Here is a 22,412-nt window from a genome sequence, read left to right as displayed (position 1 = left end):
GTGGAATCCGGGGTCAGACCAAGCCGCGCGCTTTATCGAACGCATCTCTGAAGTCGAGAAAGACCGGTTGTTCGGATTCCAAGAGCAACTTCAATAGCTCTCTTTGCAACTGATATTTGATGTTGCCGATCGCGAGCGCGCCGACGCCAATCGCTCCAGCGGATTGCGCCGCAGCGGAAAGTGGCACGGAAGTATCGTTGGGAGCAACGCCTTCGATACCGGATGGTGGAACCGCGTTCACGTCTCCGGCGACTTTCAACTGCTTGGCGTTGGCCAGCACATTGGCGCTGACTACCCGGATTCCGGCCTTGGCTGTACAAAAGATGATATCGGCACTTTCGATTAACGCCGACTTTTCTTCGTCGTTACGTGCGACCGCGCCCGTCATTTGCGCGCCGAAACGTCGATTGTACTGCTTGGTCGCGTCTTTAGCGGTGTCCAGAGATAAGTGATCCACTAGTACGGTTTCGGCGCCGTGGGTTGAGGTCAACACGCCGGTGGCAATGCCGACCGGACCGGTGCCGCCGAAAACCAGGGCTTTGCAATCTTTCAATTCCTTGCCGTGTTGGGTTTTCAAGGCTTTTTCGACACAAGCCACCAAGGCCGCCGCCGTGGTGCACGCGCCGCTAGGGTCGGCAAACACCGATACCTGAAACGGCGGCACCATCGCCGGTTTGCACGCTTGAAGCATGTCGATCGCCATGCCCATGTCCCGGCCGCCGATGAAAATCGCGGTTTTCTTGACGCCGGACGGTCCTCTGGAAAAGATCACATCCTGCGTCAGGTTATGGATGTTTTCCAGCTTGACGTTGGAGTAGGGCATTAGCACATCAAAACCCGCGTCGAGTGCCATGTTGATGTCAAACGGGCTGTTGTTTGGCATCGGGTCGAACATGTGGAGTATGCTGCGTTTCGGCATTGTTACCTTACCCTTGGTGATAGGCGGACATGATGACCAGCGCTGTTAGTTTGTCGATTTAATGAACTCGCGCGCGACATCGAACGCGTGTTCAAAGTGCAGGAACAACGGTTGATCGCTTTCCAACATACGTTTCAATAAACGGCTTTGCGCTTGGTATTTGATGTTGCCGATCGCCAGCGCGCCGATACCGACTGCGCCGCTGATAGAACCGGCCAGCGGTTTCCCGTTGTCGAAAGCGTCGACGCCGGCGATACCGGCTGGGGGTACCGCGTTCACATCGGCGGCGACTTTCAATTGCGGGGCTTTGGCAATCAATTCCGCGCTGAGCAATTCTATGCCGGCCGCGCCTGTGGCGAACACTACATCGGCGGTCTGCATGTATTCGGCTTTATCGGCGTCGGCGCCCGCCGAGATTGTGATCTTGCCGTCGCCGAATTCTTCGCTGCATAGTTCGGCGGTGCGTTCGGCCCGGTCCAACTGCCGGCCAATGATCCGAACATTGGCGCCGGCTTGCGCGGCAATCACGGCGGCGGCTTGGCCGACCGGTCCCGTACCGCCCAGCGCCAGCACATTTTTGCCTTCCAGCGTGGTATCGAACTTGTCCGCCAATTCTTTTTCGACGGCGGCGACCATGCCGGCGGCAGTGGTAAATGCGCCGCTCGGATCGGCGAATACCGAGACTTCAAACGGCGGCACCATGGAGTTTTTCGCACTTTTCAGCATGTCCATTGCTTGTTTGGTTTCGCGTCCGCCAATGAAAATCGCGGTGCGCAACAAGCCTTTCGGGCTGCGGGAAAATATCGCGTCTTGAACCAATCCTCTGACTTCGCTCGGTTCGACATTGATATAAGGCACTGCTGAAATCCAGCCGGCGTCCATCGCCATATTGACGTCGAACGGGCTCAAATTTTTGGCTGTGGTCAGCATGTGCAGAATAAAAGGTTTTTCCATGATGGCCTCTGGTATATGAATGTTAGCCGGTTAGTATATGAAAAAGAGTTTGGGATAACAATTCTAGGTGAATTGCCGAAGTTCGCACTATTTCAAGTGCGGCGGTACGTGCGGCTCTATCGCGGCGTACATTAACTGATGCATCTTCGGATTGCCGGTGATGATATTTCCCGACTGCAAGTACTTGTCGTTAAAGGAGAAGTCGGTCGCAACGCCACCGGCCTCCTGAACCAGCAGCACGCCGGCCGCGATGTCCCATTCCTTGACGCCGATTTCCCAGTACGCATCTAGTCGGCCGCAAGCCACGTAGGCCATGTCCAGCGCGGCCGCTCCGGCGCGGCGGATGCCGGCTGAATCGGCGCAAATGGCGCGAAACATGCCGAGATAGGGTTCGATATTTTCCATGGTCTTAAACGGAAACCCGGTGCCGATCAATGCTCCGCGCATTGAGTTCTGTTTGGTAACGCGGATGCGCCGGCTATTCAACATTGCACCGCCGCCGCGTTCGGCGGTAAATAACTCGTCCCGAACCGGGTCGTAAATCACGCCCAATTCCAGCTTGTTCTTGTTTTTTAACGCGATGGACACCGCGTACTGCGGAAAGCCGTGTAAATAATTGGTGGTGCCGTCGAGCGGATCGATGACCCAGACGTAATCGTTACCTTTGTGCTCGCCGCTTTCCTCGGCCAGAATGGCGTGCTCCGGGAAGGCCGCCCGTATGATTTTAATGATCTCTTGTTCGGCGGCTCGGTCGACTTCCGAGGCGTAGTCGTTGCGGCTTTTTTGGTTGACAGCGAGTTTCTCGATGTTTTGCGACGAGCGTTGGATCAAATCGCCGGCACTCCGCGCGGCGCGGACGGCTATGTTAAGCATCGGATGCATGGGAGCGGATTGGTAATGAGCAGTTGGAAAACCGCGATAGAATAACAAATGTTTTGTTAGAATCGCCGGTTTTTTAGTCGGCCGGGGAATGGATGTTGTTGTCGAATTTTAAGGTCGTGTTGGTGGAAACCTCGCATCCCGGCAATATTGGCGCCGTGGCGCGAGCGATGAAAAACATGGGAATGTTTGAATTACGCTTGGTGGCTCCTAAATATTTTCCTCACGCCGACGCCACGGCCCGCGCCTCGGGTGCCGACGATGTGCTTAGGCACGCCGAAGTCTACACTGGCTTGAGCGAGGCGATCGCCGACTGCCAATTGGTGTTGGGGGCCAGCGCTCGCGATAGAACGATCAGTTGGCCGACGGTCGCCGTCAGGGAAATGGCCGAACGCTGGGGTGGAGCGGCGGCGGCCGATCAAAATGTCGCGCTGGTGTTCGGCCGGGAAAACTCCGGTTTGACGAACCAGGAGCTGGATCTTTGCCATTACTTGCTGAGGATTCCGTGTAACCCTGACTACAGTTCATTAAATCTCGCGGCGGCCGTGCAAGTCGCTTGCTATGAATTATACGTCGCCTCCGGACGCCAACACCGGAGTGTAGTCGGCGATCAAGGAGAGGAGCCCCTGGCCAGCGCGGAACAAATGGAAGGATTTTACGAGCATCTGTTGCAGACGATGGCGGATATCGGATTCCTGCATCCCGAACGCTCGCGATCTATCATGCGCCGTTTGCGGCGCCTGTTCAATCGTGCCCAGCTCGACACCAAGGAGTTGGATATTTTGAGAGGCATTTTGCGCTTCTCGCAAAACCATAACGCCAAGTGAGCCCACGATGCTAGCCAGACTTAAAGAAGACATCCACTGTGTGTTCGCCCGCGATCCGGCCGCGCAGTCGGTTTTCGAAGTCGTCACGACCTATCCTGGCTTCCATGCGGTGTTGATCCACCGCTGCGGCCATTGGCTGTGGCTACACGGTTTTCGCTGGTTGGCTAGGTATTTGTCGTTTTTGGCGCGCTGGTTAACCGGCATCGAAATTCACCCTGGAGCGAAAATCGGGCGGCGGTTTTTCATAGATCACGGCATGGGCGTGGTAATCGGCGAGACTGCGGTGATCGGTGACGACTGCACTTTGTACCACGGCGTGACCTTGGGCGGCACCAGTTGGAGCAAGGGCAAGCGACATCCGACCTTGGCGAATGGCGTAGTGATTGGGGCTGGCGCCAAGGTTCTAGGCCCGATTGAGATTGGCGAAGGTGCCAGGGTGGGTTCTAATTCAGTCGTCGTCAAGTCGGTGCCGCCGGGGGTTACCGTGGTTGGGATTCCGGCGCATTTGATTGACTCGAAGTCCAAGCAACGGGCCAATCGCGACGCGATGGCTCAAAAAATGGGTTTCGATGCCTATGGTGCGACCGGCGACATGCCGGACCCGATCGCGAACGCCATTAACCTGATGCTGGATCACATTCACCAATTGGATAAGCAGGTGGAAGAAATGCGCGAGCGATTGCGCGCCTCCGGTGTCGAATGTAGAGAACAAGCTGCGTCGAATTTGCAGGCTTGCGAAATCAAGGATCAGCAATGAAAGATCCTTGGTTTGGCCGTGTTGAGGATTTGTCTTAATGATTTTAAGAGACATTAAGAAAGCATTGCAGCCCCTCTTGCACACGCCACTGCATCCGCAGTGGTTGGTTTGTGGTCGCAATCTCAAATTGATCGAGTGGTTGTAAGGCTTCGGGGCGATGGCATTGTGTCGGCTATCGGTTGCGCCGGTTGTTGGCCCGAGCGATTTTTGCCGGGGAATTGCCATTACGTTGGGCTCGTCCTGAAACTGCAACGGAGTGGTACCGAACAGCACCGGATATATTTGCCGACGCCGGCCGGCTACCGATTGCGACACAGAGTGTCTATGTCGCGTTGTTGCTGGATGTCCTAGAGCATTTGGATTCTGTCGATCATGCGATTGAGGAAATCGCCAGGATTTTAAAGCCCGGCGGTCGGTTATTGCTTCAAGTGCCTTTTCTATACCCACTCCATGACGAACCACGCGATTTTACGCGGCTTAGCCGACACGGTATTTCTAATCTTCTTCAACGTTACGGGTTGGTGGTTGAACAATGCTTAGCGGTCGGTACGCCAATGGAGACCGCCGGTTTGCTCACAAACATCGTGATCAGCAAAGTCGCCTGGGATTGGGTTTCGAGGAAAAGTCCTTTAATGCCATTGATTCTGGTGATTCCGTTTTTCGTTGTAATCATCAACCTGGCAGCCAAAGTTCTCTCATGGCTGGCTTACGACAACGATTTTATGCCTTTCAGTTATCAAGTTTCGGCTAGCAAGCCTCATTAAATGTGCCTTGAGTTTCGGAGAGTAGACTGCCAAAAATGCATTCTTATGTAGAATACTTGACCGTTTTACTGGGTTTATTTATAGTCGCGTTTACAATAATCATTAATTTGTAAGGGGTTTACCATGCGGCTAACTACTAAAGGACGTTATGCAGTGACGGCGATGTTGGATTTGGCATACCACAGTCAGTCCAACCCGGTGACGCTGACTGATATCGCGACCCGTCAAACCATTTCGCTGTCCTACCTTGAACAATTGTTCGCGCGCTTGCGCAAGGCCGGAATGGTCAAAGGCGTGCGTGGCCCTGGCGGCGGCTATACCTTGAGTCGCAACGCTCGCGAAATCAACATCGCGGACATCATTGAGGCGGTCGACGAGCCGGTTGACTCCACTAAGTGCGGTGGCAAAGCGAATTGTCACAATGATCAGCCTTGTCTGACGCATGATTTGTGGATGGGGCTCAGCGAGCAGATTCGCGAATATTTGAAGGAAATCAGCCTTGGCCAGTTGTTGGAGCGTGACCTGGTCGGGGAAGTCGCAAAACGCCAAGCTCGGCAGGTTGAGCACGTCATTGATATGCAGCCGATCAAGGAAAAACTCAGCGCTTAATGATTTATTTCGATCACAACGCGACCACGCGTTGCGACGAACGAGTGTCTGAAGCCATGCAGCCGTACCTGAATGCGATGTACGGCAATCCGTCCAGTCTTTACAAGCTTGGACGCATGGCACGAAGCGCGATCGACAGTGCGAGAAATCAAGTCGCTGCTTTGGTTGATGCCGAGCCGGACCAGATTGTCTTTACCAGCGGCGGCACCGAGGCAAACGCATTAGCGCTGGTGAATGCTTGGGAGTGCGGCTTGGCGATCTCTGCAATCGAACACCCGTCGATCTTCGAAAACGCCGACCATCACCGGCGTCTGTTTCGTGATGTGCAGGTTTTGCCGGTCAGTGCTAGCGGCACCGTGAAAGTCGATGCGATAACGGCGATGACTTGGCAATCCGGCGATTTGGCGTCGCTGATGCTGGCCAATAATGAAACCGGTGCAATCCAGCCGGTGGCAACGATTGCCGATCTATTGGCGGAGCGCGGTGTGGCGGTTCATACCGACGCCGTGCAGGCCCTCGGCAAGATGCCGATTTCGTTTCGGAAATTGGGCGTGAAGTTAATGAGTCTTTCCAGCCATAAAATCTACGGGCCTAAGGGGTGTGGAGCCTTGGTGGTTGCCGCCGATTATCACTTTCGTGCTTGGCAGCGGGGTGGCGAACAGGAGTCCGGGCGACGAGCCGGTACCGAGAACGTTGCCGCGATAGTCGGTTTCGGTAAGGCCGCCGAGCTGGCGAAAAACGAACTGGACCAGCGCATTGGGCAGGTTCGGGAACTTAGGCGGCGTCTGGAGGCCGAATTATGCAAGGTCCCTGGCGTCAAAATATTTGCCGAACACTCGGACCGCCTCGCGAACACTGTTCAGTTCGGCATCGCCGGCGTCAACGGCGAAATGTTACTGATGCAATTAGACAAACTTAATATCGCGGTGTCGAGCGGATCGGCCTGTTCGGCTGGCTCCGAGGTCATCAGTCCGGTGCTGACTGCGATGGCTGTCGAGCCGTTGTATGCCCGGTCCGCGATTCGGGTTAGCTTGGGTAAAGACAATAACGAAGCGCAAATCGACGAATTTATTGCCGGCTTAAAGTCGGCGCTTGCATTGAATCGGGAGTACTAATTATGACTGTTCAAGTCACGGAAAACGCCGCCAAACAAATTCGCAAACAGCTCGAGAAGCGTGGTTCTGGGCTAGGGTTGCGGCTGGGTGTGAAGGCTTCAGGGTGTTCGGGCTACGCCTATGTGTTGGACTATGCCGATCAAGCCGAGGCTGACGAGTTGGTTTTCGATCAGTTCGGTGTCAAACTGTTGGTCAAGCGTATTGATTTAGATAAATTGGACGGTATCGTCCTGGACTACGTTCGGGAAGGCTTTAACGAAACCTTTAAATTTTTGAATCCCAACGTCAAGGCCACGTGTGGTTGCGGTGAAAGCTTTGCCGTTTGAGCGATGCGCTAAAAACGTTCTGGAAGGTGTTTGTTTTTCCGGTATTGCTGATTGAGCGCAATTTGGAGTACCAAGTGCGTTGCTTTTCGATGAGTTTGATTCAGCCGAAAAAAATTTTAGTCCAAAGTTCAAGGAATATTTTCTAAAGCTGACCCCTTTCGGGGGTAAAGCGCCCGCGCACTTGGGCGGGCGCTAGAAGCGGCGTTATTTCATGTTAGCGCCGCAATTACCTTCCATTTTTTTGCCTTCGGCGGCTTTGTCCCCGGATGCCGCAGGTTTGTTTCCGGCGCATTTGCCTTCGGTAGCGGTTTTGTCGGGGGTTTTCTTCATCATTGCGGCGCCGCATTTGCCTTCACCGCAAGAGCCATCCTTCATTTTATCCGCCGCCGCCTCGGGTTTGGCTTCAGCAGTGAGCATGTACCCTGAGCCTAGGTCGGTTAAAGCGAACGGATTGCTCTCGGCTTGTGCCGCATTCATACCCAAGGTTGGCAACAGGGATGCGCCGATGGCGATAGCGAACGGGGTTTTATGGATTTTTTTCATATAGTCTCCTGGAAAAGTCGATACATATTAAGCGGTTGTTAAGTCAAAACCCGCATTGTCGGCGCAAGCTTTTTAGTAATATCACAAAAATGCCCGGTAAAGTAAAGACGGGTTGACGAGCGCTATTAGCGATATACTGCGCGCCCAACAGGTTACGCTAACGTTCGGACATTTCGATTCTGACATGAAACCAATAACGCAAATTCAACTGCTGGGTTCCGAAGTGCTGCGTCGGCAAGCGCAGCCTGTTGATGATTTTTCCAGTAGCGAGTTCCACGAATTATTAGAGGAAATGCAGTTGGCAATGTTCGCCGAAGGCGGTGTGGGAATCGCCGCGCCACAATTGGGGGTGTCGCTGCAAGTTTTGATTATTGCGTCGCGGCCGACACCGCGTTATCCGCGGGCACCGGAAATGGCGCCATTGGTGATGGTCAATCCTGGGTTCGAAGTACTTAATGCCGAAATGCGCAAGGATTGGGAAGGCTGTTTGAGCGTACCCGGTATTCGTGCGCTCGTGCCGCGTTATCAATCCATTGATGTTCGGTATCGCGACGTTCATGGCGCCTCTCAACGCCTGGCGTTGCGTGACTTTCCGGCCAGAGTGTTTCAGCACGAATTCGATCACTTGTTGGGTTTGGTCTATTTGGATCGGGTCGAAAACAATCGGGATATCATTTCCGAGGCAGAGTTTTTCAATCGAGTAGCGGTGCAAGGTGAGTGATGAGAATAATTTGGATGATTTTCGGCTGGCTGACGAGCGTGTGTGTCTGGGCGGCAACGCCGTTGTCGGTTAGCGAAGTTGCTCCAGGGGTTTACGTACACTTGTCCGCGCACCATTGGCCGGATCGAGCCAACCATGGCGAGATTGCCAATATCGGGTTTATCGTCGGCGACAAATGCGTGGCGGTGATCGATAGCGGTGGTAGCCCTCGGCAGGGAATTGCCCTGCGCGACGCGGTCAAACAACTTACCGATAAGCCGATTTGCTATGTGATCAACACCCATGTGCATCCCGATCACATCTACGGTAACCGTGCCTTCAAGGACGAACCGGGCGTGCGTTTCGTCGGTCATCACAAACTGGCGCGGGCCATGGCGACCCGCGGCGAGCATTACCTGAGTCGGGCTGAAGAGGTGCTGGACATCCACGTCAATCAAGACAATATCATACCCCCAGACTTGCAGGTCAAGGATACGATGACCTTGAACCTCGGGAATCGCGACCTTGTGCTGACAGCTCATCCCACGGCGCACACCGATAACGATCTTAGCGTGTACGATAAAAACACAGACACTATGTGGCTAGCCGATTTGTTGTTTTTGGAGCATATTCCAGTCATTGATGGCAGTATCAGGGGCTGGCTAGCCGAATTGGAAAGATTGGAGCATCGTCGCTATCGCTTGGTGATTCCAGGACATGGTCGCGTGGTTAACGATTGGCCTGCGGCCATGCAGCCGGAAAAACGGTATTTGGCCGAACTGTCCGACGAGCTAAGAGCGATGATCAAGCAGGGCAAAACATTGGAGCAGGCGGTGTCTTCGGCTGGATTAGCCGCAAAAAGCCGTTGGCAATTGTTCGAACAGTTCCATCGCAAAAACGTTACCATCGCTTTCGCCGAGCTGGAATGGGAAGACTGATTGATTACCTGGGGAGATTTAAACCATGCATTATGTATCTCGATTGGCGGCCGCGTCGGTTTTGTTGATTTCGTCGGTTAGCGTTCACGCGGAAGGCGACGACCTGACTTGGAATATGGTGTTGAAAGACCAGTTTTTCGCGGGCAAGAGCATTGAAGAAAGCTCGGACGTTATTGAGCTGGAAGCGCCGTATCGTGCCGAGGACCCGGCGATCGTGCCGTTGAAGGTCACGAGTAAGATTCCTCAGGCCAAAGACAAGTTCGTCAAAAAAATTTGGTTGTTCGTCGATAAGAACCCGTTTCCATTCGTTGGCGAATTCGAGTTCTTCCCGGAGAGCGGTAAAGCCGAGTTGGCGATGCGGGTCAGGGTCAATACCTATAGCAACATTCGCGCGGTTGCACAAACCAGCGACGGCAAGTTCACGATGACTAAAAAGTTCGTCAAGGCCAGCGGTGGCTGTTCGGCACCCATTGGAGCCGATTTGGACGAAGCGCTTAAGCGGATCGGCAAGGTTAAATTCCGTTTGGACGGAGGCGTGCAAACCGGGCAACCGACCTTGGCTCAACTAATGATCAGTCATCCGAATCTGACCGGCATGCAGATGGATCAGGTGACTCGCTTCATCCGCAAATCGCAGTTTGTCGACCAATTGAAGGTCAGTTTCAATGACAAGCCGGTGCTGAACGCTAAGATCGACATTGCAATTAGCGCGGACCCGAATTTTCGTTTTTATTTCGTCCCCGATAAACCGGGCGAATTGAAAGCGGAGTTTTCCGATATTTCTTGTGAGTCGCCGACCAGTCGAAACGTGTGTAGCAAAGGGACCAACTATGTCCAAAGCTATCAGGTAAGTCCTTGAGTCCGCTGATTCGCGCGTTTGTATTGGTTGGGGTGTCGTCGATAGGCCTTGTTGTGTCCGTTGATGCGCTGGCGATGCGTTGTGGGCATAAATTGGTCCGAATTGGTGACCACAAAGCCGATGTTTTGGCGAAGTGCGGTGAGCCGGATGGTGTGGAAGAGCGCACTGCCGTGCGCGGTACACGGTTTCGCCATCCTTACGGTGCATTGGAAATCGATCAATTCGAAGAAGTCGTTATTGAGGAATGGACCTACAATTTCGGGCGTAGGAAGTTTCAGCAACTTCTGGAGTTCGAAAACGGCGAATTAAAAAATATCCAAGATCTCGGGTATGGGTATTGAGCGAGATACGATTCCGACTTCAACGGCCGCAGGCTAGTCTACGAATTCGGGGTGGCAGAATATGTACGACGCATTTCTGCCTGCTTGGTTGGGGTAGCTTACTCGTGCTCGGATGCGAGCCACGTCTGTTTAGAAGAGAAGAATGTCCGAGAACCTTGCTTCTTTGAGCGAGCCGCTAAACGACGCGAACCAAAGCTCTGCTTATTTTTGGTAAAAATCTGCCGCATTTTTTCGGCAGGTTGTGGATCGTGTCGTTTGTGGCCGCCATCTTGCCGGACGTTGAGCCAGGCATAGTAATCACTGGTGTTCCCTGCTCACTTCACTGAGCGCGGTCCCGGAGATGTCTTCTGTTGTGCTTGAATAAATCCGTGCATTACTCGGCTTTTTTCCCAAAGAAGACGGCGGCCTCTTTTTATATCTCGCGCGCCATGCGCAGTTCTGATAGCGTTTAAACAGACTCTAAGCTGCATTGACGTCAAGCGGGGGTGTAATAAGGCTTTCCTTTTTTTAAAAAGAGACTATAATTGTCGATTCGAGTATGTTGCAGTAACAAAGCACAATTGGACATGTAGGGAGATAGTATGCTTATCTTGACCCGTAGAGTGGGAGAGACCTTGATGATTGGTGACGATGTGACTGTTACAGTTCTCGGGGTGAAAGGCAATCAGGTTCGTATCGGCGTTAATGCCCCTAAGGACGTTTCGGTTCACAGGGAAGAAATCTACGAGAGGATCAAGAAAGAGCAATCCGAAGCGAGTAACGCGGAGAGTTGATAGAGTTTTAGGAGAGATGGCCGAGAGGCCGAAGGCGCTCCCCTGCTAAGGGAGTATGGGCCAAAAGCCCATCGAGGGTTCGAATCCCTCTCTCTCCGCCACTAAAATAAAAATAAGTTGTAATTTATTTTAAAATCATTGATAATAAGCGGCTCAAATAAGCGCCCGTAGCTCAGCTGGATAGAGTACACGGCTACGAACCGTGCGGTCGGGAGTTCGAATCTCTCCGGGCGCGCCATTTGAGTATTGGTATTACCGAATTAATCCCCTGTAGCTCAGTCGGTAGAGCGGGTGACTGTTAATCACTAGGTCGGCGGTTCGAGCCCGTCCGGGGGAGCCAAATAAATCAAGGGCTTACATGAAAATGTAGGCCCTTTTTTATGTCTGCGTCACACTCACGTCACACTACGCCATAACACGTCACAGCAAATGGCAGCAAAATCCTCCTAAACGCTAGGCTCACCAATCTCAAATGCATTGCTCGCACGACCGCGAGTTTGAATTGTCAATTGCTGCTACGCTGACCTCCAAACAAATTCTTGGGTAAAGATTATGGGCGAAGAAGAAGCCAAGAAAGTAATTGTTGTCGATTTACAGATGCCGTTTTTCTCCATCGTGGTGCTGATGGTCAAATGGGCGTTAGCATCGATACCCGCTATCATCATCTTGGCCATCATTTTCAGCATTACCACTGGTTTGATGGGAGGCTTTCTATTTCCAAGAATCTGAGATAGTCATTCTTGATTAAAACTGATCGATATACCTTTTGTCTGAACCTCTGTCTGCTGGTCTGGTCTGGCTTTGCCTATTCCCCGTTGCTTCGGTAAGCTAAGACAATCAACTTGCAAAGTTTTAATCATTGACTATGGCATTCGAACAACTTGCTGCTTTAAAAGAGCAATTAACCAAACAAGCGGCGGCTGAAAAAGAAGCGCGTAAGCGACAAGCTGAAAAAAACAACAGGCCACCGGTTGATCCTGTCGTGCGAAATATCGGCTTGCTGCAAAAACAGTTCCCACTGGCATTTCCGAAAAAACCTTTGGCTAAGATTCCGTTAAAAATCGGCATCCATAACGACCTGCTGGAACATATCGAACAGCTTGGACTTTCTGCGAACGACATTCGCGCTGCGTTGAAAAAATGGTGTCAGGGTAAACGCTACAGCGAATGCATGGTGGCGGGCGCTGCCAGAGTGGATTTACAAGGCCATGAAGTGGGATTTGTTACCAAGGAAGAAGCTACATTCGCAGATAATAGTAGACCTCAGCTACAAAAATCTGCGCCTGCTTGACTTGGGCTCTGCTCAGTATCTCAATATTGCCAATAAGCTTTCAGTTTCAACTCTTCAGTTTTAAGGAGTAATGCTATGGCTATCAATCCCGTTGCCTGGTTTGAAATCTACGTCCAAGACATGGAGCGAGCCAAGCAGTTTTACGAAAGCGTTTTTCAACTTGAACTGCGGGAATTATCACCGCCCTTTTCCGGTATTGAACTCTGGGGATTTCCATGTGAACAACAGAGTTATGGGGCAACGGGAGCACTCGTAAAACTGGAAGGCTGTTCTTCGGGCGGCAACTCCACCATCATCTACTTTCACTGTGAAGACTGCGGTGTTGAAGAGGCTCGTGCAAAAAAACATGGCGGTAGGGTACACCGAGAAAAGATGTCGATTGGCGAATATGGCTTCATCTCGTTGGTTATGGATACCGAAGGCAATATGATTGGTTTGCACTCAATGTAAGCAGGTTCTAGCCCAGTGTAATGCAATGGCAGCGATTACTACGCTGTCGGCAGAATATATAACTTGGGTAAAACGCAGGCTTATCAAACCAAAGCGATTATTTGATGCCTGTATTGTGCTCGATTTCCAAACGCTTGAAATGCCCTAAACAGCATTGACCTGATGGGTTTCTAACTTCACAAGCGCAATCCCCGGCTTGAGTACGTTGCATGACAAATGCTTTGATTGGTTCTGCCCGGTGATCTTTTAATGCCGCTACATACTGCTCAGCGGTAATATCAAAGCAATAACAAAGTGTGTCGTTTTGAATCGCTTGATAGCTTTGTAAATGTTGCTTGGAAATGGTGTTGCCCGCGTTGGAAAAGTAGGCAATTGGACATGTTTTTGCCGGGCAAAAATAATAGCTGTCAGTGATGAGCGCCTGATTTTCTGGAAATCGGACTTGATGGTAAAGCGTAGGCCTACCGACACTTTTGCACGTGGAGCCGCATTCAGGGCAAGTCTGTTTGGTTTTGTTGGCGGTACTGGGGCAGCAGCAATCGGACATGGACGCTATCCTCGGCCTTATCGGGAAACCGGTGTGTTGAGGCAACCTGGGTGGCGACTGTCAACCCTCTCCATGATCTTCCAATCGGTGTAAACCATGCGGTGAGTTTGCGTGTTTCCCCAGTGCATTTCAATTGTTGATCAATCGCATCCTGGTTACCCCATACCACATTATCCAGCGCGCCACTGTCCACGTCGGCTTCGATGTCTTTGCAGTAAAGCCCTTTATCGCGTTGCACATAAAATCCATAAGTACGGCAGGCGGTAGGACGATATCGATAGACCCGGCATGTTCCTGTTGATTGATCCAGCATTGGACAGACGATGGGACGGTCGACCTGTTTAGCCATCGCGATGATGCGGTCACGAATACTATGCTGCAGATCTTTGGGCAATGTGTGGCTAGGCCTTGTTGCAGCAATGCCCATTCGGCAGCCGAGAGCTGTGGGATTTCCGCCAATCGGTGGCAACAGCCTTCGCACCCCGTGCGACAAGGCCAATCCGAATTTTCCGCGCGATTCAAGTCAACCTGTTGGTCGATGTCGGTATGAATGTCGGTCAAATACACCGGTGCGTCAGACTCCAAAACTAGCATTTTCATTGAAACACCGGAAAACCTGTCAATAGCGAAAATCACCAAAAAATCCCCATAGACTTCCCTGTTCAGTTCCTATTCGTCGCCTCAAAAAACCGGGAAAAAAGCGCCATAACAATAGCCGGCATCGCGATGTTGCGATGATTTGAGGAGCATTAGATATGCCTACTTTATCAACAGTAAACCAGTTTTCAACAAAACACCCTGCCTTCACCAACGGAGGTCTTAGAGCTTTAATCTTTAATGAACATATCAACGGTTTGGCACAATCCGGCGCTATCGTCCGTATTGGTCGTAAGGTTCTGATCAATGAAGACAAGTTTTTCGCTTGGGTTGGGTCACGAAACCAAGGAGGTGCAAAATGATTGAACTAACAGTTCCAGTCTCCATTCAATCGAAAATTGCCCTAAAAATAGCCGATAATCACCAGCTGTATCAGCATGAGTTTCAAAATCAAAATCAAAATCAAAATCAAAAGCTGAAGGCTAACTCATGGAATAGCGTTGATCATTGCGCATTCAACTGTGGTCATCCTGATGGAAGATCCAGTATTCACACGGGTACTGGAGCTTTTTTGACGAAGTGTTGCCATAAGAAAGGTATAAATTTCCTAGAGTTCTTACAGGAAAAATACAAGCTCTCGATACAAGAAGCCATTAACAAATTCTCCGAAAGACTGGGCATCTCGGTTCTTGATATGCCCGCCAGGATACGGGGGGGATGCCACTGATATTTAGCCAAACATTATCAACCAAAGATGGCGAGGTTGTTCAAATGCTTGGTCATTATGAATATGGACCAACCTTGGTGTTCAACACGGACGATGAGGTGTTTGAAGATGAACTAATAGTTCACCGTGTTAGGATTGAAACTAGCGAAGTAGTCAGTGAAGCCGAATACTACTCATACAACAACGAATCATTTTACCTGTCTCAACTGATCGCAAATGCCGCGGCGAATGGGCTGATTAAATCTGGCGCTGTTATCAACATCAACGGCAACTTGTTCATCGATGAGAGTAGGTTTAACGATTGGTTTTCTGACTTAGCTGAACGGGGGAGTTATGTCTAAATTCCGCCCCGGCCTAAATGCAGAAAAAATAAAAAATGAAATCTCACCGACGATTTTTTATCAATCGGTGCTGCGAAACATAAAGCTTGATCGTTACGATTGGAATGAAGCAGGTCTTTGCCCATTTCATAATGATCGTAAAGCGGGGAGTTTTTTCGTCAATGTTAACAGTGGCGCATTCAACTGCTTCTCTTGCGGCGCCAAGGGTAGCGATATTATTGCGTTTACCAAGCAGCACTACGACTTAAGCTTTGTCGATGCGTTGAAAAAGCTGCAAGCTGATTGGGGGTTGCTATGAGTATGGCGATCCCTGATATTTATAATGGAAAAAATCGTGTTTACCAATGGACCTATAAAAATCCGGACAAAACAATAATTGGGTATACCGTACGATACGAAGACGACGACGGTAACAAAGATGTTATTCCGATCTTTAAACGGAAAGCTAACCAATGGTTGCCTGGTATCGATCTAGACCCCACACCATTGTATGGGCTACACCATTTGGCTTCATTGGCTGATGCTGACACAGTCTGTATCGTTGAAGGTGAAAAATGTGCATTGACTATGAATCGACTCGGATATTGTACCGTTACTTCAATTGGGGGAGCGAATGGTGCGAAAAAAGCGGACTGGTCACCATTTGAAAATATCAATAGAGTTATTGTTATGCCTGATAACGATGAACCTGGCGAAAAGTATGCAAAAGATGTTTGTCAATTGCTCAAGAAAGTAAATCCCGACATCGAAATCAAGATTCTGCGATTACCGAATTCTCCTGAATCTGGCGATATTGTTGATTACATCCAAAGTTATGAATCTGATTGGGATGGATACAGTAAATTCAATGAAGATCGTATCGCTTCATTAAGGAAGCGTATAACGAAACTATTGGATAAAGTTGAAGATGTGCCGGAAAGTTGGCTTTCCGGTGCAGCCGATGATTCTGATTGGTTAGAGCCGACCGCATTAACAGACTCTGACTTGCTGCCAGTTAAACCTTTCGCTGAAAAAATGCTTCCCGAGCCCTTACGAGCGTTTGTGAAAGATACGAGCTATCGGATGCAAACTCCGATGGATTTCGTAGCCGTTTCGCTGGTAGGAGCTATTGGCTCTATCATAGGTAGTGGGTGTTCGGTTCGTCCTAAACAGCTTGATAATTGGAGTGTGATTCCGAATCTTTGGGCTATTTGTATCGGACCTCCGAGCTTGATGATGAAATCGCCAAGTATGGGCCAAGCATTAAGTTTACTTAAACGCTTACAAAAACAATACTTTCAACTTTACGAGGAACAGAAACTCTTAGATGAACTTGAAAAAAATGAGATTTCACGTCAAATCGATGAGATAGAGAAAGAGTTGGATAACCCCCCTGACTCTGACGACGATACAGAGTCAGTTGAAGACATTGAGCAACTTAAGAATACGTTGGTCCAGCTCAAGTTGAAATTAAACAAACAAATTGGTCCGCGAATTTTTGTTGTAAATGATTCCAGCCATCAAAGTTTGGCTTACCTTCATGTGACAAATGAGCGCGGTACATTAGTTTATAAAGACGAGCTAACTGGGTCGCTTGTACACTGGGACAAAAAGGAAGGGGCCCAGGAAAGAGCGTTTTTTCTTACTGCCTGGAATGGTAATGAATCATGCACAGATATTAAGATTGGGCGTGGACTGACCTATGCTGGGAATATTTGCATTTCGCTGCTAGGGGGTATTCAGCCTGATAAATTGCTTGATTATCTGAATTCAGCCTCTAAGGGAGGTAACGATGGTTTGTTGCAACGTTTTCAATTGATGGTTTATCCAGACATGATCGACTGGAATCTTGTTGATGTGAAAGCTGATGAGGATGCAAGAGATCGTGTTTATTTGATTTTTGAAAAGTTGGCTGAAATGGATTTCTGTAAATATGGTGCCCAAAAAAGCGACTTTGATGATAGACCCTATTTTCGTTTCTCTGAGGATGCTCAAGATCATGTCAATAAGCTCTTAGCAAAAAGTTAGCGTGTATTGTGAGCCAAACCCTCGGCCAATTTCGTCAATAGCCTGCTCAAGCTCATCCGGCATAAATGTTTTGAATGGCAGCCATTCATATTTCATTTTATGCCACAGCAATTCAATCCGATTCAACTCAGGGCTATAGGGCGGCAGGAAATAAAATCGAATACCTTTCTCTTCCAGCAAATCCCAATACGGCTTCAGTTTTTTGGCCGTATGAATGGACGCATTATCTAAAATCACCACCAATGGCTTGCTGACGCGTTGGACCAATGCCATCAGAAAGCCAAAAAACCACAGACCATTGACGCTTTGCCACAGCTTAGTCAGCATTAATCGACCCGATGAAAGCAAAGCGCCAATGACGTTCATCCGCTGCGCGCGTTTAGCGGTAATGGCATGAACTTCTCCGCTTTTGGTCCAAGCCGAACGATTCGGTGGTTGTGGTGCAAATCCGGCCTCATCCACATAGGCCAATTCGATTTCGCCGGCTTGCGCTTGCTGAATCAGTGCGGCAATGTCGTGTTGGGCCCGCTCGAAGCGCTCGGGATCACGCTTTTTTTTAAACTGTAACGGGTGCGCTTCCATACATAGCCCATCCGTTTTAACTCGTTCCGCAAGGTGCTGGCGCTAATCGTCACGTCGCATTCCGTCGTTAGACGACTGACCAATGCCCGGCAGTTTAAAGGTTCCGCATCGATCCATTCTTTGAGCCGGCATCGATGCGCGTCAGTCAATTTACTTGGTGCACCACTGCGGGGTTGATCCGGTAAACTGTTCAGCCCATTTCTCCACCACTTCCGCCGCCGCTCCCGTATAGCTTCCGGTTTCACGCCTTGCTGTTCTGCAATCGCAATGACTGTCTGGCCATTGGCTAACATCAAAATGGTCTGTGCCCGCTCCCGTTCTCGCCAATCGCTCCCTTTTTTGATAATTTGCTGGAGCTGCTCTCGTTCGCTTTCGTTCAATTCTATTGCTCTTGCCCGCATTCTGTCGCTACCACCACACCTGAAATCTCGCTATTTTAATGCATGGTGATTTGTTGTTAAGCGCTTAAGTGGCTTATCAGGAATCGAAGGAAACTTGAAAGCGAAACTAATAATCTTATCAAGGAGCATCTTGGAAAATACAATTCGTTAATGCCAAGTTTGGCTTTGATATTCCACCTGGTGACAATTGCTGATTCTGGAAACCCTAGCAGTCGAATTTCAGAAATATCTGCAAAACGAGCTATTTATTGGTGTAAATATTTGGAAAGTCACGCTCGTCGTATTTACGGTATGGTTGTGACTCCAAGCCAAAACGTGGTGACACTCCTTGCTAAGAAAATCAAGGAAGGTAAAATTCCATCCCCATTTAAGGCTAAAGACGTGTATGACAAAAAATGGAGTGGATTGACTAATCCGAATTCTGTTAAAAATGCTTGTAATATTTTGACAAATGAAAACTGGTTAAAAGTTGTCACTCCACGCAAGTCATCGGGCGGAAGACCGAATGACCCAGAGTATATAATCAATCCATCTTTATTATAACAACCTTCAATTGATGCTGATTATCATTGGTACTCAGCATCAATCTAAATCAACTTTAGCTGCTTTAGCTGACTAACTTAAGTGCTAAAGATAATAGATTCATACATATATATTATATATAAAAATGGCTTATATATATTAGTCTGCTAAAGCAGCTAAAGTCGTCTTTTGTCTCTAACCGTTTAATGCACTCTTTAATGCGTTGATACAACTAAAATCGACTTGTTGTCTTTAGACTTTGCACGCAGCTAAAGCAGCTAAAGTCGATTTGCTACACTTTAGCTGCTTTAGCCCCTTTAGCGGCTTCCTTTGCTGACTTCTTGACTTGTATAGTTGCATGCCATTAGTGCTTGTTCCCCCTGTCGCAATAGTTTGAGTGGCGGACGCACATAAAAGCTGTGTGCTGGCACTTGAGTATTTGCACATATACTGGATTATCTATTTAGTCATATTATGCTTGATTTATTGTTAAGCAGAGCAAGTTAACCAATTGCGATGCAGGACCCGTCATAAGCCTCGAAATACAGTTTTGTTATGATAAATTGAACATATTTGATTACGAAATATTTATAAGCACTTACTTGATCCAGGCTAACTACGCTAGGCTTTATAAAAACCCTCTAGTATTTTTACAACCCGCCATTAAAAATAATGGTGAATTATTTAATAGCTGTTATTGCGCTTGTGGATTTATTTGACAAAATTTAAACGCCTAATATAATAATATTTGTTGTAAGTAGAATATTATCAATATACTCTTATAGCGCACTATGTCATCTAGCTGTTTTCTGGCTCAACTCTAATTAAATTCAATTTATCCAACTTGCTCAGCGGATAACAATTACTCGCTGCGCTTTGCTATGGGAGAAACAAATGCAAATACAAAACTCTGGATACCTTTTGCCTATCACCAATAACTTGGTCGATATTATTCAACACGAGATTGATCAATCTTCTGTCGATACTATGGCAGGCTTTACCATTAACTTTCGCGACCCAGATTATAGTGCTGAAAGCGGTGGCTATCACCCTGTCGAAATTGCTGTTGATGAACAGGGGCGTATTCTCTACATTACGGATTTCGCCTATTACGGATCGGGACCCTATGCCGAGCTTGATAAGGAGATCGACTTTGATTTTGGCTACAAGGTTTTCCAGCATATGGGCCGAGAGTTTCCCATTGAACGCGGGGCCTCGTTGTTTGAATTATGGCAATCCAATTTCTGTGACTATGTCGAGCGACAAGTGTTTGAGGTTTCGCTCTCTAGCCGCTGATCTTAGTATGTAGTGTGTTATGCCAAAACCTTACCGCCAGGGGCAGCTCGATGGTTTGTGCGGAGTTTATGCGCTGATCAATGCGGTGAATGTGTTGTGCGGGCCTATCAGTAAGCGACATGCCCAAACGTTATTTCATGACATCTTGTCGTTTTTAGAAAGTCGAGGGCCGATTGCAGAACGTTGTGTACACGGTATTGTCATTCACGACATTGCGGCCATTCTGAAGCATTTGATTTGTACTCGGTATCCGATTATCCGGTCAAAACCGTTTCATCGCTGTCCTCGTGTTGATCAAGCGATTTTTCTACAAACCTTGGAAGTCTTTCTGTCGGTGCCCGACCGAATCGTGTTTTCAGGCATTGAAGGTCATTACAACCATTGGACGCTGATTTCGCAGATTACCGAGCAAACCATTCAAGTCTATGACTCAGACGATATGCGCTTTTTGCTGAAAAGCAGTTGCTCGATGATTCATGAACACGAGGCCAAGCGGCATTGGTTGTTACCAGCACACACCTATCTGCTGCAGCGTAAAGCTTAGTCATCAGCAGTTATCTCGTGACTTTTTAGTTGGTGATTTTTTAATCCATTTTACCCCGTCGCAATTGCTAGCGACTCACTGGCCAAGCGTCTATTTGTGTCGCTTAGCTTGGGCATACTCATGCTTTGACTTTAGCAAGGATTGAGGTGCCGTGATGATTTTAAACATATCGTTATTATTACAGGAGCCTCTTATGTCTTCGTATTCTCATATTGGTTTTATTGCCACCGAGGAAGCCGGTCAATATCTGACTCATCGACCTGTGAGTTCTGATGAAATCTTGGCGATGGCCAATCGACTGATTCGTCGCAAGTTTGCGCGTGGGCGTGCCATTACCAGTCCCTTGGAAGCGGCTGCGTTTTTGCCCGCACAAATGGCAGAGTATGAGCATGAAACCTTCTGGGCTTTATTTCTCGACAATCAGCATCGCATCTTGGCGTTTGAAAAGCTGTTTACTGGCACCTTGGCGTCGGCATCGGTGTATCCGCGTGAAGTCGTCAAACGTGCGTTACAACTGAATGCGGCAGCCATAATCTTTGCCCATAACCATCCCTCAGGCACCGCACTACCCAGTCAGAGTGATCGCGATATTACCCGCAAGCTGAAAGAAGCCTTAGCCTTGATCGAAGTGGCTGTGTTGGATCATTTCGTGGTCGGCGGCGATGAAGTCACTTCGTTGGCTGAACTCGGGATGATCTGATGATGAGTCTATTCGAAATAGTATCGGCGGAAACAGACTGCCCCTATGACAACAGCGACAAACTCTGGCTGCGTTGTTATCAGCAACAAGCATTACTGCAAGAACAACCCTTGTTATTGCTACTGCTGCAATACGTTGCTGAAAAGCAGCATTGGTCCTTTGCCAAACGACGTGAAGTTTGTCAGCTAAATTCAACCGAAGCCATACTGCACGTAACGGAGTTAGCGACCAGTGAAACCAATCTCTTGCTGTGTCGCTCGATTCAACAGGTAGATTCCAGCTTTGAACTGGTCCATTACGCGCATTCTGAATTGAGAGCGTTGTATCAGTGTGTCAGTCAGGGCTATTTTGATCCCCTCGATAAACGGTATCTACCTGACGAGTTGTCAACATTGGTCAATTTCGCTCGCTTGCTGGTGAAACATCCCGAATTGGCGACAGCACGTTTTATCCGACGCCATAAACATCATTATCTGTGCTTTGATCTGGCTCTGTTTAAGATCGGTCAAATCAAACAGGCGGCCCAACGCTTGGCCATCAGCGACATCCATAAAAAGTTACTGCGTTGCCGCCATGTGATTGATTTAAACAGACTGCAGCAGCGATTGGATAATCAAGTGAGCGATCAACTGTTATTAGCGTTACAAACGGTTGATTGGATCGACTTAGCCGCCATCTACGAATGTGCAGCAGCGTATCTGAGTGAAATCGAACTCGAAGCCTTGGAAAACCATTGGTATGAACGTTACCCCATACTGCCATGGGCACCCCATGAAGACATCGTTCAGCTGACGGACTATCCCATGCTGTTTTTGGAAGCCCATCAGCAGCATCATTGTGGGCTGACTTATAGGTCCGACGTCGCTGATCAAGACTATGCCATTTTCAAGGTGCTATATCCCGAGCGGGCGACCTTGGGCTTGAAATGGTATCCGAAGAAACAACGCTTTGTGCTGGATCAGCTGGTAGCCGCCAACAATCAAGACGTCAGCAATCAAACCCGACGATTCGTCAAACGTTGGCTCAAGCAAGCCCAGCCATAGCCAATCAATTTAGTTGCGTTAATGCTCATTAAAGCAAGTGATCGGCAAACCGGAGGACAG

32 protein-coding genes and 3 tRNA genes are annotated in these 22,412 nt (G+C 49.1%); 27 read left to right on the top strand and 8 right to left on the bottom strand.

The features are described from left to right. Positions 1-13: 13 nt before the first annotated feature. From ACQE3E_RS17930 to ACQE3E_RS17920, 3 genes are all read right to left on the bottom strand, one after another. Positions 14-919, bottom strand: a complete 906-nt coding sequence (locus ACQE3E_RS17930) for an NAD(P)-dependent methylenetetrahydromethanopterin dehydrogenase (protein WP_313730858.1) — start codon at positions 917-919, stop codon at positions 14-16. A gap of 45 nt (positions 920-964) precedes the next feature. Further along, a complete protein-coding gene (locus ACQE3E_RS17925; RefSeq protein WP_064029338.1) occupies positions 965-1,873 on the bottom strand; it encodes an NAD(P)-dependent methylenetetrahydromethanopterin dehydrogenase in 909 nt (302 codons plus the stop codon). Positions 1,874-1,960: 87 nt separating this feature from the next. Beyond that, complete coding sequence (locus ACQE3E_RS17920) at positions 1,961-2,755, bottom strand: inositol monophosphatase family protein (RefSeq protein WP_071160399.1); 795 nt, start codon at positions 2,753-2,755, stop codon at positions 1,961-1,963. 95 nt (positions 2,756-2,850) lie between these two features. Here ACQE3E_RS17920 and ACQE3E_RS17915 point away from each other — a divergent pair, with 95 nt between their 5' ends. The 6 genes from ACQE3E_RS17915 to ACQE3E_RS17890 all read left to right on the top strand — a co-directional run bounded on the left by ACQE3E_RS17915 (position 2,851) and on the right by ACQE3E_RS17890 (position 7,150). Beyond that, on the top strand, positions 2,851-3,579 hold the full coding sequence (locus ACQE3E_RS17915; protein ID WP_427501657.1) for an RNA methyltransferase: 729 nt from the start codon (positions 2,851-2,853) through the stop codon (positions 3,577-3,579). Positions 3,580-3,586: 7 nt separating this feature from the next. Continuing rightward, positions 3,587-4,336: a serine O-acetyltransferase gene (gene cysE / locus ACQE3E_RS17910; RefSeq protein WP_071160397.1), complete on the top strand. Its 750-nt coding sequence runs from the start codon at positions 3,587-3,589 to the stop codon at positions 4,334-4,336. Positions 4,337-4,524: 188 nt separating this feature from the next. Next, a complete protein-coding gene (locus ACQE3E_RS17905; protein WP_313730859.1) occupies positions 4,525-5,100 on the top strand; it encodes a class I SAM-dependent methyltransferase in 576 nt (191 codons plus the stop codon). Between the two features lie 123 nt (positions 5,101-5,223). Continuing rightward, positions 5,224-5,709, top strand: a complete 486-nt coding sequence (iscR, locus tag ACQE3E_RS17900) for a Fe-S cluster assembly transcriptional regulator IscR (RefSeq protein WP_064029346.1) — start codon at positions 5,224-5,226, stop codon at positions 5,707-5,709. Then, a complete protein-coding gene (locus ACQE3E_RS17895; protein WP_313730860.1) occupies positions 5,709-6,824 on the top strand; it encodes a cysteine desulfurase family protein in 1,116 nt (371 codons plus the stop codon). The genes iscR and ACQE3E_RS17895 overlap by 1 nt, the downstream gene beginning before the upstream one ends. Before the next feature lie 2 nt (positions 6,825-6,826). After that, positions 6,827-7,150 (top strand): HesB/IscA family protein, encoded by a 324-nt coding sequence (locus ACQE3E_RS17890; RefSeq protein ID WP_064029351.1) that lies wholly within the window; start codon positions 6,827-6,829, stop codon positions 7,148-7,150. Between the two features lie 204 nt (positions 7,151-7,354). Here the strand turns inward: ACQE3E_RS17890 and ACQE3E_RS17885 are convergent, their stop codons facing one another. Then, positions 7,355-7,693, bottom strand: a complete 339-nt coding sequence (locus ACQE3E_RS17885) for an HvfA family oxazolone/thioamide-modified RiPP metallophore (protein ID WP_313730862.1) — start codon at positions 7,691-7,693, stop codon at positions 7,355-7,357. A 184-nt stretch (positions 7,694-7,877) separates the two neighbouring features. Here ACQE3E_RS17885 and def point away from each other — a divergent pair, with 184 nt between their 5' ends. The 11 genes from def (at position 7,878) to ACQE3E_RS17830 (ending at position 13,045) form a co-directional block, all read left to right on the top strand. Continuing rightward, on the top strand, positions 7,878-8,414 hold the full coding sequence (gene def / locus ACQE3E_RS17880) for a peptide deformylase (protein WP_313730863.1): 537 nt from the start codon (positions 7,878-7,880) through the stop codon (positions 8,412-8,414). Continuing rightward, entirely contained in the window at positions 8,414-9,331 is a 918-nt protein-coding gene (locus ACQE3E_RS17875) for a quinoprotein relay system zinc metallohydrolase 2 (RefSeq protein WP_313730864.1), read from the top strand. The genes def and ACQE3E_RS17875 overlap by 1 nt, the downstream gene beginning before the upstream one ends. A 25-nt stretch (positions 9,332-9,356) precedes the next feature. Next, positions 9,357-10,190, top strand: coding sequence for a quinoprotein dehydrogenase-associated SoxYZ-like carrier (locus ACQE3E_RS17870; protein ID WP_313730865.1), 834 nt, complete (start codon positions 9,357-9,359; stop codon positions 10,188-10,190). Next, the gene (locus tag ACQE3E_RS17865; protein WP_231883677.1) at positions 10,187-10,531 is read left to right on the top strand and encodes a DUF2845 domain-containing protein; all 345 of its coding nucleotides are present in this window, start codon (positions 10,187-10,189) and stop codon (positions 10,529-10,531) included. Before ACQE3E_RS17870 ends, ACQE3E_RS17865 begins: the two co-directional genes overlap by 4 nt. Positions 10,532-11,112: 581 nt before the next feature. Further along, positions 11,113-11,304 carry a carbon storage regulator CsrA gene (csrA, locus tag ACQE3E_RS17860; RefSeq protein ID WP_064029361.1) on the top strand — a complete coding sequence of 64 codons (192 nt, stop codon included), beginning with the start codon at positions 11,113-11,115 and terminating at the stop codon, positions 11,302-11,304. A 10-nt stretch (positions 11,305-11,314) separates the two neighbouring features. After that, a tRNA-Ser gene (locus ACQE3E_RS17855) sits at positions 11,315-11,405 on the top strand. A 60-nt stretch (positions 11,406-11,465) separates the two neighbouring features. After that, a tRNA-Arg gene (locus tag ACQE3E_RS17850) sits at positions 11,466-11,542 on the top strand. Positions 11,543-11,568: 26 nt separating this feature from the next. Then, a tRNA-Asn gene (locus tag ACQE3E_RS17845) sits at positions 11,569-11,644 on the top strand. 212 nt (positions 11,645-11,856) lie between these two features. Continuing rightward, complete coding sequence (locus ACQE3E_RS17840) at positions 11,857-12,033, top strand: hypothetical protein (protein WP_313729562.1); 177 nt, start codon at positions 11,857-11,859, stop codon at positions 12,031-12,033. A gap of 136 nt (positions 12,034-12,169) precedes the next feature. Beyond that, positions 12,170-12,595, top strand: coding sequence for a ProQ/FinO family protein (locus tag ACQE3E_RS17835; RefSeq protein WP_313729563.1), 426 nt, complete (start codon positions 12,170-12,172; stop codon positions 12,593-12,595). Between the two features lie 75 nt (positions 12,596-12,670). Beyond that, positions 12,671-13,045, top strand: a complete 375-nt coding sequence (locus ACQE3E_RS17830; protein ID WP_313729564.1) for a VOC family protein — start codon at positions 12,671-12,673, stop codon at positions 13,043-13,045. Between the two features lie 97 nt (positions 13,046-13,142). On the opposite strand, the gene ACQE3E_RS17825 is transcribed toward ACQE3E_RS17830, so the two are convergent. Beyond that, complete coding sequence (locus ACQE3E_RS17825; protein ID WP_313729565.1) at positions 13,143-13,592, bottom strand: putative iron-sulfur cluster-binding metallochaperone; 450 nt, start codon at positions 13,590-13,592, stop codon at positions 13,143-13,145. Next, positions 13,537-14,019, bottom strand: coding sequence for a YkgJ family cysteine cluster protein (locus ACQE3E_RS17820; protein WP_427500911.1), 483 nt, complete (start codon positions 14,017-14,019; stop codon positions 13,537-13,539). Before ACQE3E_RS17820 ends, ACQE3E_RS17825 begins: the two co-directional genes overlap by 56 nt. A 328-nt stretch (positions 14,020-14,347) precedes the next feature. On the opposite strand from ACQE3E_RS17820, the gene ACQE3E_RS17815 reads away from it, so the two are divergent. Genes ACQE3E_RS17815 through ACQE3E_RS17795 form a run of 5 tightly spaced genes read left to right on the top strand, consistent with a single transcriptional unit; the run spans position 14,348 to position 17,264 of the window. Continuing rightward, a complete protein-coding gene (locus ACQE3E_RS17815; RefSeq protein WP_313729567.1) occupies positions 14,348-14,551 on the top strand; it encodes a hypothetical protein in 204 nt (67 codons plus the stop codon). Continuing rightward, a complete protein-coding gene (locus ACQE3E_RS17810; RefSeq protein WP_427500910.1) occupies positions 14,548-14,916 on the top strand; it encodes a hypothetical protein in 369 nt (122 codons plus the stop codon). Before ACQE3E_RS17815 ends, ACQE3E_RS17810 begins: the two co-directional genes overlap by 4 nt. Continuing rightward, entirely contained in the window at positions 14,907-15,257 is a 351-nt protein-coding gene (locus ACQE3E_RS17805; RefSeq protein ID WP_427500909.1) for a hypothetical protein, read from the top strand. The genes ACQE3E_RS17810 and ACQE3E_RS17805 overlap by 10 nt, the downstream gene beginning before the upstream one ends. Further along, a complete protein-coding gene (locus tag ACQE3E_RS17800; protein ID WP_313729569.1) occupies positions 15,250-15,555 on the top strand; it encodes a CHC2 zinc finger domain-containing protein in 306 nt (101 codons plus the stop codon). Before ACQE3E_RS17805 ends, ACQE3E_RS17800 begins: the two co-directional genes overlap by 8 nt. Beyond that, on the top strand, positions 15,552-17,264 hold the full coding sequence (locus ACQE3E_RS17795) for a DUF3987 domain-containing protein (protein ID WP_313729570.1): 1,713 nt from the start codon (positions 15,552-15,554) through the stop codon (positions 17,262-17,264). The genes ACQE3E_RS17800 and ACQE3E_RS17795 overlap by 4 nt, the downstream gene beginning before the upstream one ends. On the opposite strand, the gene ACQE3E_RS17790 is transcribed toward ACQE3E_RS17795, so the two are convergent. Both ACQE3E_RS17790 and ACQE3E_RS17785 read right to left on the bottom strand, forming a co-directional pair. Beyond that, positions 17,250-17,846: an IS630 family transposase gene (locus ACQE3E_RS17790; protein WP_313728407.1), complete on the bottom strand. Its 597-nt coding sequence runs from the start codon at positions 17,844-17,846 to the stop codon at positions 17,250-17,252. The two genes, ACQE3E_RS17795 and ACQE3E_RS17790, sit on opposite strands and share 15 nt — an antisense overlap. Beyond that, a complete protein-coding gene (locus ACQE3E_RS17785; protein WP_313728406.1) occupies positions 17,765-18,247 on the bottom strand; it encodes a helix-turn-helix domain-containing protein in 483 nt (160 codons plus the stop codon). Before ACQE3E_RS17785 ends, ACQE3E_RS17790 begins: the two co-directional genes overlap by 82 nt. A 75-nt stretch (positions 18,248-18,322) precedes the next feature. Here ACQE3E_RS17785 and ACQE3E_RS17780 point away from each other — a divergent pair, with 75 nt between their 5' ends. The 5 genes from ACQE3E_RS17780 (at position 18,323) to ACQE3E_RS17760 (ending at position 22,352) form a co-directional block, all read left to right on the top strand. After that, positions 18,323-18,790: a DUF3987 domain-containing protein gene (locus tag ACQE3E_RS17780; RefSeq protein ID WP_427501656.1), complete on the top strand. Its 468-nt coding sequence runs from the start codon at positions 18,323-18,325 to the stop codon at positions 18,788-18,790. Positions 18,791-19,663: 873 nt separating this feature from the next. Then, complete coding sequence (locus ACQE3E_RS17775; RefSeq protein ID WP_427500908.1) at positions 19,664-20,065, top strand: DUF2787 family protein; 402 nt, start codon at positions 19,664-19,666, stop codon at positions 20,063-20,065. A gap of 19 nt (positions 20,066-20,084) precedes the next feature. Beyond that, complete coding sequence (locus ACQE3E_RS17770; RefSeq protein WP_427500907.1) at positions 20,085-20,609, top strand: hypothetical protein; 525 nt, start codon at positions 20,085-20,087, stop codon at positions 20,607-20,609. 193 nt (positions 20,610-20,802) lie between these two features. Then, positions 20,803-21,309: a JAB domain-containing protein gene (locus ACQE3E_RS17765; protein ID WP_427500906.1), complete on the top strand. Its 507-nt coding sequence runs from the start codon at positions 20,803-20,805 to the stop codon at positions 21,307-21,309. Next, positions 21,309-22,352 carry a hypothetical protein gene (locus ACQE3E_RS17760; protein ID WP_427500905.1) on the top strand — a complete coding sequence of 348 codons (1,044 nt, stop codon included), beginning with the start codon at positions 21,309-21,311 and terminating at the stop codon, positions 22,350-22,352. Before ACQE3E_RS17765 ends, ACQE3E_RS17760 begins: the two co-directional genes overlap by 1 nt. Positions 22,353-22,412 lie beyond the last annotated feature (60 nt).

Source organism: Methylomonas sp. MED-D (assembly GCF_050276835.1).
Taxonomy (GTDB): Bacteria; Pseudomonadota; Gammaproteobacteria; order Methylococcales; family Methylomonadaceae; genus Methylomonas; species Methylomonas koyamae_A.
This window is presented reverse-complemented; position numbering and strand designations above follow the sequence as displayed.

Excerpts from the sequence above, each read along its gene's own strand:
- def (WP_313730863.1), top strand. The coding sequence starts at position 7,878 with ATGAAACCAATAACGCAAATTCAACTGCTGGGTTCCGAAGTGCTGCGT.
- ACQE3E_RS17805 (WP_427500909.1), top strand. The coding sequence starts at position 14,907 with ATGCCACTGATATTTAGCCAAACATTATCAACCAAAGATGGCGAGGTT.
- ACQE3E_RS17815 (WP_313729567.1), top strand. The coding sequence starts at position 14,348 with ATGCCTACTTTATCAACAGTAAACCAGTTTTCAACAAAACACCCTGCC.
- cysE (WP_071160397.1), top strand. The coding sequence starts at position 3,587 with ATGCTAGCCAGACTTAAAGAAGACATCCACTGTGTGTTCGCCCGCGAT.
- ACQE3E_RS17920 (WP_071160399.1), bottom strand. The coding sequence starts at position 2,755 with ATGCATCCGATGCTTAACATAGCCGTCCGCGCCGCGCGGAGTGCCGGC.
- ACQE3E_RS17840 (WP_313729562.1), top strand. The coding sequence starts at position 11,857 with ATGGGCGAAGAAGAAGCCAAGAAAGTAATTGTTGTCGATTTACAGATG.
- ACQE3E_RS17835 (WP_313729563.1), top strand. The coding sequence starts at position 12,170 with ATGGCATTCGAACAACTTGCTGCTTTAAAAGAGCAATTAACCAAACAA.
- ACQE3E_RS17895 (WP_313730860.1), top strand. The coding sequence starts at position 5,709 with ATGATTTATTTCGATCACAACGCGACCACGCGTTGCGACGAACGAGTG.
- ACQE3E_RS17775 (WP_427500908.1), top strand. The coding sequence starts at position 19,664 with ATGCAAATACAAAACTCTGGATACCTTTTGCCTATCACCAATAACTTG.
- ACQE3E_RS17760 (WP_427500905.1), top strand. The coding sequence starts at position 21,309 with ATGATGAGTCTATTCGAAATAGTATCGGCGGAAACAGACTGCCCCTAT.
- ACQE3E_RS17800 (WP_313729569.1), top strand. The coding sequence starts at position 15,250 with ATGTCTAAATTCCGCCCCGGCCTAAATGCAGAAAAAATAAAAAATGAA.
- ACQE3E_RS17765 (WP_427500906.1), top strand. The coding sequence starts at position 20,803 with ATGTCTTCGTATTCTCATATTGGTTTTATTGCCACCGAGGAAGCCGGT.
- ACQE3E_RS17885 (WP_313730862.1), bottom strand. The coding sequence starts at position 7,693 with ATGAAAAAAATCCATAAAACCCCGTTCGCTATCGCCATCGGCGCATCC.
- ACQE3E_RS17785 (WP_313728406.1), bottom strand. The coding sequence starts at position 18,247 with ATGCGGGCAAGAGCAATAGAATTGAACGAAAGCGAACGAGAGCAGCTC.
- ACQE3E_RS17770 (WP_427500907.1), top strand. The coding sequence starts at position 20,085 with ATGCCAAAACCTTACCGCCAGGGGCAGCTCGATGGTTTGTGCGGAGTT.
- ACQE3E_RS17830 (WP_313729564.1), top strand. The coding sequence starts at position 12,671 with ATGGCTATCAATCCCGTTGCCTGGTTTGAAATCTACGTCCAAGACATG.
- ACQE3E_RS17825 (WP_313729565.1), bottom strand. The coding sequence starts at position 13,592 with ATGTCCGATTGCTGCTGCCCCAGTACCGCCAACAAAACCAAACAGACT.
- ACQE3E_RS17790 (WP_313728407.1), bottom strand. The coding sequence starts at position 17,846 with ATGGAAGCGCACCCGTTACAGTTTAAAAAAAAGCGTGATCCCGAGCGC.
- ACQE3E_RS17875 (WP_313730864.1), top strand. The coding sequence starts at position 8,414 with ATGAGAATAATTTGGATGATTTTCGGCTGGCTGACGAGCGTGTGTGTC.
- ACQE3E_RS17870 (WP_313730865.1), top strand. The coding sequence starts at position 9,357 with ATGCATTATGTATCTCGATTGGCGGCCGCGTCGGTTTTGTTGATTTCG.
- ACQE3E_RS17810 (WP_427500910.1), top strand. The coding sequence starts at position 14,548 with ATGATTGAACTAACAGTTCCAGTCTCCATTCAATCGAAAATTGCCCTA.
- csrA (WP_064029361.1), top strand. The coding sequence starts at position 11,113 with ATGCTTATCTTGACCCGTAGAGTGGGAGAGACCTTGATGATTGGTGAC.
- ACQE3E_RS17890 (WP_064029351.1), top strand. The coding sequence starts at position 6,827 with ATGACTGTTCAAGTCACGGAAAACGCCGCCAAACAAATTCGCAAACAG.
- ACQE3E_RS17795 (WP_313729570.1), top strand. The coding sequence starts at position 15,552 with ATGAGTATGGCGATCCCTGATATTTATAATGGAAAAAATCGTGTTTAC.
- iscR (WP_064029346.1), top strand. The coding sequence starts at position 5,224 with ATGCGGCTAACTACTAAAGGACGTTATGCAGTGACGGCGATGTTGGAT.
- ACQE3E_RS17925 (WP_064029338.1), bottom strand. The coding sequence starts at position 1,873 with ATGGAAAAACCTTTTATTCTGCACATGCTGACCACAGCCAAAAATTTG.
- ACQE3E_RS17820 (WP_427500911.1), bottom strand. The coding sequence starts at position 14,019 with ATGGGCATTGCTGCAACAAGGCCTAGCCACACATTGCCCAAAGATCTG.
- ACQE3E_RS17930 (WP_313730858.1), bottom strand. The coding sequence starts at position 919 with ATGCCGAAACGCAGCATACTCCACATGTTCGACCCGATGCCAAACAAC.